Origin of the sequence: Micromonospora sp. KC606 (assembly GCF_004348675.1) — a bacterium.
GTDB lineage: Bacteria > Actinomycetota > Actinomycetes > Mycobacteriales > Micromonosporaceae > Micromonospora.
The window spans coordinates 1-8,594 of sequence record NZ_SMKN01000242.1 but is presented as its reverse complement, the minus strand read 5'-3'; the positions used below and the strand labels follow the sequence as shown (position 1 = coordinate 8,594).

The 8,594-nt window shown below is 72.6% G+C and carries 5 protein-coding genes; all 5 read left to right on the top strand.

Features of this window, described 5'->3' with window-relative positions; genetic code table 11:
* Positions 1-306 precede the first annotated feature (306 nt).
* The 5 genes from ligA (at position 307) to gatB (ending at position 8,432) form a co-directional block, all read left to right on the top strand.
* Complete coding sequence (gene ligA, locus E1193_RS27735) at positions 307-2,442, top strand: NAD-dependent DNA ligase LigA (RefSeq protein ID WP_132186131.1); 2,136 nt, start codon at positions 307-309, stop codon at positions 2,440-2,442.
* Between the two features lie 158 nt (positions 2,443-2,600).
* The gene (locus tag E1193_RS27730; protein ID WP_132186130.1) at positions 2,601-4,982 is read left to right on the top strand and encodes an EAL domain-containing protein; all 2,382 of its coding nucleotides are present in this window, start codon (positions 2,601-2,603) and stop codon (positions 4,980-4,982) included.
* Between the two features lie 159 nt (positions 4,983-5,141).
* Positions 5,142-5,447, top strand: coding sequence for an Asp-tRNA(Asn)/Glu-tRNA(Gln) amidotransferase subunit GatC (gene gatC, locus E1193_RS27725; protein WP_132186129.1), 306 nt, complete (start codon positions 5,142-5,144; stop codon positions 5,445-5,447).
* Complete coding sequence (gatA, locus tag E1193_RS27720) at positions 5,444-6,919, top strand: Asp-tRNA(Asn)/Glu-tRNA(Gln) amidotransferase subunit GatA (protein ID WP_132186128.1); 1,476 nt, start codon at positions 5,444-5,446, stop codon at positions 6,917-6,919. Before gatC ends, gatA begins: the two co-directional genes overlap by 4 nt.
* A 13-nt stretch (positions 6,920-6,932) precedes the next feature.
* Entirely contained in the window at positions 6,933-8,432 is a 1,500-nt protein-coding gene (gatB, locus tag E1193_RS27715; RefSeq protein ID WP_132186127.1) for an Asp-tRNA(Asn)/Glu-tRNA(Gln) amidotransferase subunit GatB, read from the top strand.
* Positions 8,433-8,594 lie beyond the last annotated feature (162 nt).

Sequence of the window (8,594 nt, the reverse complement as noted above, 5' to 3'; positions counted from 1 at the left end):
GCTCCGGCCTGGCCTGTCCGCCGCCGTCGGACGGGCGGCCGCCCCGGCGTCGCCACTCGTTCCAGACCCACCCGGCGACCACGGCCAGCACCACCAGCAGCGACCACCACACCCACTCGGGCATCCGTACCCCTGTCTCTTCCCGGGCGGCGCACCCGGCCGCCGACGTGCGGCGATCGTCGCACGGACGGCCCGTGCCCGCCCGTCGGCGTGGCGGGGGAGGCGCGGGTTTGTCCCACCGGGCCGTTACGGTGCTCCGGTAGCGTGATCACGGGGGGGTTGGCAGCGGTGTCCGGAGGCGGCAGGGTGTCAGAAGAAGAGATCCCCCATCAGGTCAGCGCCGCGCAGGAGGCGGCTGCCGGCGGCGAGCCCACCCCCGAGGCGCGGGAGCGGCACGCGACGCTGAGCCAGGAGCTGACCGAGCACCAGTACCGCTACTACGTGCTGGACGCGCCGGTCATCCCGGATGCCGCGTTCGACCGGCAGTTGCGCGAGCTGGAGGCGCTGGAGGCGCGGTACCCGGCGCTGCGCACCCCCGACTCGCCGACCCAGCGGGTCGGTGGCAGCTTCTCCACCGACTTCGCGCCCGTCGACCACGCCGAGCGGATGATGTCGCTGGACAACGCCTTCACCGACGAGGAGTTGGCCGCCTGGGCCGAGCGGGTCGAGCGGGACGCCGGCGGCCCGGTGCCCTACCTCTGCGAGCTGAAGGTCGACGGCCTGGCCATCAACCTCACCTACGAGAAGGGCCGGCTGGTTCGGGCGGCCACCCGGGGCGACGGGCGTACCGGCGAGGACGTCACCGCCAACGTGCGCGGCATCAGGGACGTCCCGACCCGGCTGACCGGCTCCGACGAGTTTCCCGACGTGCCGGAGTTCATCGAGGTGCGCGGCGAGATCTACTTCCCGGTCGCCGGCTTCGCCGACCTCAACGCCAGCCTGGTCGAGCAGGGCAAGGCGCCGTTCGCCAACCCGCGCAACGCCGCCGCGGGGAGCCTGCGTCAGAAGGATCCGCGGATCACCGCGTCCCGGCCCCTGCGCCTGGTGGTGCACGGCATCGGCGCCCGTCGCGGCTTCCGGCCGACGGCCCAGTCCGAGTCGTACGCGGCGTTGAGGGCATGGGGGCTGCCCACCAGCGACCGTTGGCAGGTGGTGCCCGACCTGGCCGGCGTCGTGGCGTACATCGCCTACTACGCCCAGCACCGGCACGACGTCGCACACGAGATCGACGGCGTGGTGGTCAAGGTCGACCCGGTCTCCATCCAGGGCCGGCTCGGCTCGACCAGCCGGGCGCCCCGCTGGGCGGTCGCCTTCAAATATCCTCCGGAGGAGGTGAACACCCGACTGCACGACATCCGCGTCAACGTCGGGCGTACCGGCCGGGTGACCCCCTACGCGGTGCTGGAGCCGGTGCGGGTGGCCGGTTCCACCGTCGAGTTCGCCACCCTGCACAACGCCCGTGAGGTGGCGCGCAAGGGGGTGTTGATCGGCGACACGGTGGTGCTGCGCAAGGCCGGCGACGTGATCCCCGAGGTGCTCGGCCCGGTGGTCGAGCTGCGTCCCCCCGACGCCCGGCCGTTCGTCATGCCCACCACCTGCCCGGCCTGCGGCACAACGCTGGCGCCGGCCAAGGAGAGCGACGTCGACATCCGCTGTCCCAACGCGCGCACCTGCCCGGGGCAGATCCGCGAACGGGTCTACCACCTGGCGAGCCGCAAGGTGCTCGACATCGAGGCGCTCGGCGAGAAGGGCGCCACCGCGTTGGTGGACGCGCAGATCATCACGAACGAGGGTGATCTGTTCGCCCTCGACGCCGAGCAGTTGGCCCGCTCGCCGTTCTTCGTCAACAAGGACGGCAGCCTCGGCAGCAACGCCGCCAGGCTGCTGGACAACCTCGCCGTGGCGAGGCAGCGCGACCTGTGGCGGGTGCTGGTCGCGCTCTCCATCCGGCACGTCGGCCCGACCGCCGCCCAGGCCCTGGCCCGGCACTTCCGCTCGATGGACGCGATCGAGGCGGCGTCGGAGCAGGAGTTGTCCTCGGTGGATGGCGTCGGCCCGACCATCGCCGCCAGCATCAAGGAGTGGTTCGCCGTCGACTGGCACCGCGAGGTGGTCCGTAAGTGGGCCGAGGCGGGCGTGCGGATGGCCGAGGAGGCGACCGACGAGGGGCCACGCCCGCTGGAGGGGGTCACCGTGGTGGTGACCGGCACCCTGGCCGGGTTCAGCCGGGACCAGGCCGCCGAGGCGATCCAGAGCCGGGGCGGAAAGGTCAGCGGCTCGGTGTCCAAGAAGACCACCTTCGTGGTGGTGGGCGACAACCCGGGCTCGAAGGCCGACAAGGCCGCCTCCCTCAGGCTGTCGGTCCTCGACGAGGACGGCTTCCGGGTGCTGCTCGACCGGGGTCCGGACGCCGCCCGGGAGGTGGCCCGGGTCGAGGAGTGATCGCTTCGCCCGGAATCGGATCTTGGGGTCGTATACCAACTTAATTACGACTACGCCCGATTCGTGACTGTCGCCTGGGGAATCCCGGCACCCAGGGCGTTTGATGGTTGCACGGTGTGCGACCGGCGCACACCGCGGCCGTACGCCCGGGAGGTGCGATGGAAACCGCCGACCCCCGCAACTCCCTCCCGCCCGAGCGGACTGCCCCGTTCGGCGGGTTCGTCGCCGTGGTCGTCGGGCTGGCGACACTGGTCGCCGTGCCGTCCCTGGCGGGTCTGCCGGACCGGCTCCCCAGTCTGCCGGCGGCGTTCTGGACGATGGCGGCGCTCGCCGTCGCCTGCGACGCGCGTCCCTTCGTCCCGCCCGGTCGGCGGCACACCTCGGCGGTCTTCCCGTCCACCTGCTTCACCTTCGCGATCCTGCTCGGCTGGGGGCTGGCCCCGGCGCTGGCGGTGCAGACCGTCGCGGTCGCCGTCTCCGGGTGGCGGATGCGGCACGCCGTCTGGCGGACCGCCTTCAACGCCGCGCAGTACGCCTGCGCGTTCGGCGCCGCGGCCCTGGTGCTGCGGCTCGGGCCGGGCGGCCTCGCCGACGTCGGGTGGCTGCGCGGCACGGACGTGGCCCTGGTCGCCGTGGCCACCGTAATCTGGTTCGCGGTCAACCATGTCCTGGTCAGCGCGGCGCTGCGGCTGCGCTTCGGTGGCCGGTGGTGGCCGGGCGTACGGCAGGCGCTCGGCTTCGAGCTGCTCACCACCGGCTCGCTGCTGCTGCTCGCCCCGGTGCTCGTCGCCGCGGCGCGGGCCAGCGCGGCCCTGATCCCCCTGGTGCTGGTGCCGCTCCTGGCCGTCCACCGGATGTCGCGGCTCGCCGCCGAGCAGGACCAGCTCGCCGCGCTCGACCCGCTCACCGGGCTGCCCAACCGCAAGGCGCTGCAGACCGAGTTGGCCGAGCAGGCGCACCTGCACGCCGAACGGATCGCAAGGGGCGCCGCGGACGCCCACCTCGCCCTGCTGTTGATCGACCTGGACCGGTTCAAGAACGTCAACGACGCCCTCGGCCACGCCGTGGGGGACCGGCTGCTGGTCGAGGTCAGCGCCCGGTTGGGTGACGTCGTCGACGGGCGGGACATGCTGGCCCGGCTCGGTGGCGACGAGTTCGCCATCGTCGCCACCCGACTGACCGGCGTCGACGAGGCCCGCGAACTGGCCGACCGGGTGGTCGCGGCGCTGACCGAGCCGGTGCCGCTGGACGGGCTGCCACTGGACGTGGGCGCGTCCATCGGCGTCGCGCTCTTCCCCGAGCACGGCGAGGACTACGCCACCCTGATGCGCCACGCCGACGTGGCGATGTACGACGCGAAGCACCGCAACGACACCGTCGCCGTGTACGCCGCCGAGTCCGACCACCACTCCGCCGAGCGGCTGGGGCTGCTGGCCGACCTGCGCCGCGTACTCGATGCGAGGCCGCCGGCCGGGCGGACCGTGCGGGGCGGCGACGGGGCCGCGCTGCCGTCGCGGCTGGCCGCGGCGACGGAGCCGGCAGCCGGGCCGGGCCGGTGGTGGCCGCTGCGCCGCCGCCCCCGCGGCGGCCCGGCGCACCCGGACGAGCTGCTCGACCGGATCCTCACCGGGGCGGACCCGAGCCGGCCCCGCACCACCCGACCGGCACCCGACCTGCTGGCGTCCACCGACACGCCGGCCGTCTCCGACCCGGTCGGGAACCGTGTCGTCCCCGCTCGGGTCGGGGACGACACGGCGGACGTCGGCGACATCACGATGTACTACCAACCGCAGATCGCCATCGCCACCGGCGAGGTGGTCGGTGTCGAGGCGCTGCTGCGGTGGCGGCACCCCCGCCGGGGCATGGTCGACCCGGGCGAGCTGATCCGCCTCGCCGAGCAGAGCGCGGTGATGCGCCTGCTCACCCGGCGGGTCGTGGACGACGTGGTGGAACAGTTGGGGAAGTGGTCGGCAGCCGGGATCACCCTGCGCGCGTCGCTCAACGTCAGCGTCCGCGACCTGCACACCGGTGAGATCGCCGACCGGATCGCCGACCGCCTCACCCGCTCCGGGCTCTGCCCCGAACGCCTCCAGGTGGAGATCACCGAGGGCGCGTTGATGGCCGACCCCCGGCGGGTGCTGACCACCATCACGCGGCTGCACCAGATCGGGGTGGCCATCTCGCTGGACGACTTCGGCACCGGCTACTCCTCGTTGCAGCACCTGCGGCGGCTACCGCTGACCGAGGTCAAGGTGGACCGGTCGTTCGTCCTCGGGATGGCCGACGACCCGGACGACGCGGCGGTGGTCCGGTCGATGATCGAGCTGGCGGGCGCGTTGGGGCTGCGGGTGGTCGCCGAGGGCGTGGAGGACGAGCGGACCTGGCGGCTGCTGCACGCGGCCGGCTGCGACGTGGCACAGGGCTGGTTCCACGCCCGGCCGATGCCGGCCGAGGAACTGGCCACCTGGCTGTCCCGGTACCGCCCGGTGCATCCGACGGTCAGCGCCGAGGTGGACGGCCCGCGACGCCCGGCCCGCTGAGGCCGCCGCCGGCCCGGCCGGCGGCCCGGAGGGGGAGCCGGGGGCGTCGTCGCGACGGCAGGACAATAGACTCGCTCCGGTCACCGCGCGTCATCTCCACCGTGACCGCGCGGTCGGCAGCACGCAGACGCAGTCAGGACAGCCACGAAGGGGGCACCGATGGCCGCCATCTCCCGCGAGGAGGTCGCGCACCTCGCGCGACTGTCGCGGCTCGCCGTCACCGAGGAGGAGTTGGACACCTTCGCCGGCCAGCTCGACGTGATCCTCCAGTCGGTCGCCCAGGTCGGCGAGGTCGCCGCGGCGGACATCCCACCGACCTCCCACTCGGTGCCGCTGACCAACATCCTGCGCGAGGACGTGGTGGTGCCCGGGCTGACCCCGCAGGAGGCGCTGTCGGGTGCCCCCGACGCTGAGGATCAGCGGTTCCGCGTTCCGCGGATCCTGGACGAGGATGTGGCTTCATGACCGACCTGACCAGACTGACCGCGAGCGAGATCGCGGGTCTCGTCGCCGCCGGTGACACCTCCGCCGTCGAGGTGACACAGGCCCACCTGGACCGGATCGCCGCCGTCGACGGGCAGATCAACGCCTTCCTGCACGTCGACACCGACGGCGCGCTCGCCGCCGCCCGCGCGGTCGACGAGCGCCGGGCGGCCGGTGATGGGTTGGGTCCCCTGGCCGGCGTGCCGGTCGCGGTCAAGGACGTGCTCGCGACCAAGGGCGTGCCGACCACCGTCGGGTCGAAGATCCTGGAGGGCTGGCGCCCGCCGTACGACGCGACCATCGTCGAGCGGCTGCGCGCCGCCGGCACAGTGATGCTCGGCAAGACCAACATGGACGAGTTCGCGATGGGCTCATCCACGGAATACTCCGCGTACGGCCCGACCCGCAACCCGTGGGACACCGACCGCATACCTGGCGGCTCCGGCGGCGGCAGCGCCGCCGCGTTGGCCGCGTACGAGGCGCCGCTGTCGATCGGCTCGGACACCGGGGGTTCGATCCGCCAGCCCGGCGCGGTCACCGGCACCGTCGGCGCGAAGCCCACCTACGGCGGCACGTCCCGGTACGGACTGGTGGCGTTCTCGTCGTCACTGGACACCCCCGGCCCCTGCGCCCGTACCGTGCTCGACGCGGCCCTGCTTCACCAGGTCATCGGCGGGCACGACCCGCGCGACTCGACCTCCATCCCGGCTCCGGTGCCGGACGTGGTGGCGGCGGCGAAGCTCGGGGCGAGCGGGGACCTGACCGGCGTGAAGCTCGGCGTCGTGAAGGAGTTCACCGGCGAGGGCGCGGAACCGGGCGTCACGGCCGCGTTCCGTGAGTCGGTCGACACCCTGACCAAGCTGGGCGCCGAGATCATCGAGGTGTCCTGCCCGCACTTCCGGTACGCGCTGCCGGCGTACTACCTGATCGCCCCGAGCGAGTGCTCGTCGAACCTGGCCCGCTTCGACGGCGTCCGGTTCGGCCTGCGGGTCGGTGACGACGGCAACCGCTCGCTGGAGGAGGTCATGTCGCTGACCCGCGAGGCCGGCTTCGGCCCCGAGGTGAAGCGACGCATCATGATCGGCACGTATGCGCTCTCCTCGGGCTACTACGACGCCTACTACGGGCAGGCGCAGAAGGTCCGTACCCTCATCACCCGGGATTTCACCGCCGCGTTCACGCAGGTCGACGCGCTGATCTCGCCGACCACCCCGTTCGTGGCGTTCCCGCTGGGGGCCCGCACCTCCGACCCGTACCAGATGTACCTGGCGGACCTGTACACCATCCCGACCAACCTGTACGGCGGCCCGGGCATCTCGGTGCCCTGCGGCCTCTCCGAAGGGCTGCCGGTCGGCCTGCAGGTGATGGCCCCGACGATGGCGGACGACCGGATGTACCGGGTCGCCGCCGCGCTGGAGTCCGCGGTCGGCACGTTCACCCCACCGGCACTGTGAGGCAGGAGCACCGATGACCACGACACTGCCCGCGTACGACGATGTCGTCGCGCGCTACGAGCCGGTGATCGGCCTGGAGACCCACGTCGAGCTGGGCACGAACACCAAGATGTTCTGCGGCTGCCCGACCGACTTCGGGGGCGAGCCGAACACCCGGGTCTGTCCGGTCTGCCTGGGTCTGCCCGGCTCGTTGCCGGTGGCGAACAAGGCAGCCATCGAGGCGACGATCCGGATCGGCCTGGCGTTGAACTGCTCCGTCGCCCAGTGGTGCCGGTTCGCTCGGAAGAACTACTTCTACCCGGACATGCCGAAGAACTTCCAGATCAGCCAGTACGACGAGCCGCTCTGCGTGGACGGCTACCTGGACGTCGAGGTGAACGGCGAGACCGTGCGGATCGGCATCGAGCGGGTGCACCTGGAGGAGGACACCGGTAAGACGCTGCACGTCGGCGGTGCCACCGGCCGGATCCACGGAGCGACCGAGTCGCTGGTCGACTACAACCGGGCCGGCATCCCGCTGGTCGAGATCGTCACCAAGCCGATCCCCGGCACCGGCGCGCTGGCTCCGGAGGTGGCCCGGGCGTACGTCACCGAGCTGCGTGACGTGATCCGCTCGCTGGGCGTCTCCGATGTCCGGATGGAGGAGGGGTCGCTGCGCTGTGACGTCAACACCTCGTTGAGCCGACCGGGCGAGGAGTGGGGCACCCGCACCGAGACCAAGAACGTCAACTCACTGCGCTCCGTCGAGCGGGCGGTCCGGTCGGAGATGCTGCGCCAGGCGTCGGTTCTCGACGCCGGTGGGCGGATAACCCAGGAGACCAGGCACTTCCACGAGGACACCGGCGACACCACCCCGGGCCGGTCCAAGGAGACCGCGACCGACTACCGGTACTTCCCGGAGCCGGACCTGGCGCCGCTCGCGCCGGACGTCGCGTGGGTGGCCGAGCTGAAGGCCGCCCTGCCGGAGCTGCCGCGGCTGCACCGTCGCCGGCTCCAGCAGCAGTGGGGCCTGTCCGACCTGGACATGCAGTCGGTGCTCAACGCCGGTGCCGTCGAGCTGATCGAGGCCACCGTCGCCGCGGGCGCCACCCCGGCCGCCGCCCGCAAGTGGTGGCTCGGCGAGCTGTCCCGGCGGGCCAACGAGGTCGGCATCGAGCTGGCCGATGTCGGGGCCACGCCGTCGCAGGTGGCCGAGCTGCAGGGCCTGGTCGACGCCGGCAAGCTCAACGACAAGCTGGCCCGTGTCGTCCTGGAGGGCGTGGTGGCCGGCGAGGGTTCGCCAACTCAGATCATGACCAACCGGAACCTGGAGGTCGTCTCCGACACCGGTGCGCTCACCGCCGCCGTGGACGAGGCGATCGCCGCCAACCCGGACGTGGCCGACAAGGTGCGCAGCGGCAAGGTCGCCGCGGCAGGCGCGCTGGTCGGCGCGGTCATGAAGACCACCCGTGGCCAGGCCGACGCGAAGACGGTCCGTGAGCTGATCCTGGAACGCCTCGGCGCCCAGGGCTGAGTAGGCATCCCAGCAGGGAGGCCGCCGTCGTGACCCGCCGGCGGCCTCCCTGCTTTTCCCTGACTGTCATCGCGGCCGCACCCAGAGAGCGGGCAGCGCACCGCCGCGGGCCGTCGTGCGACTGCTCGGCGGCGAGGGTCAGCGGGTCGGGCTGGGCGACAC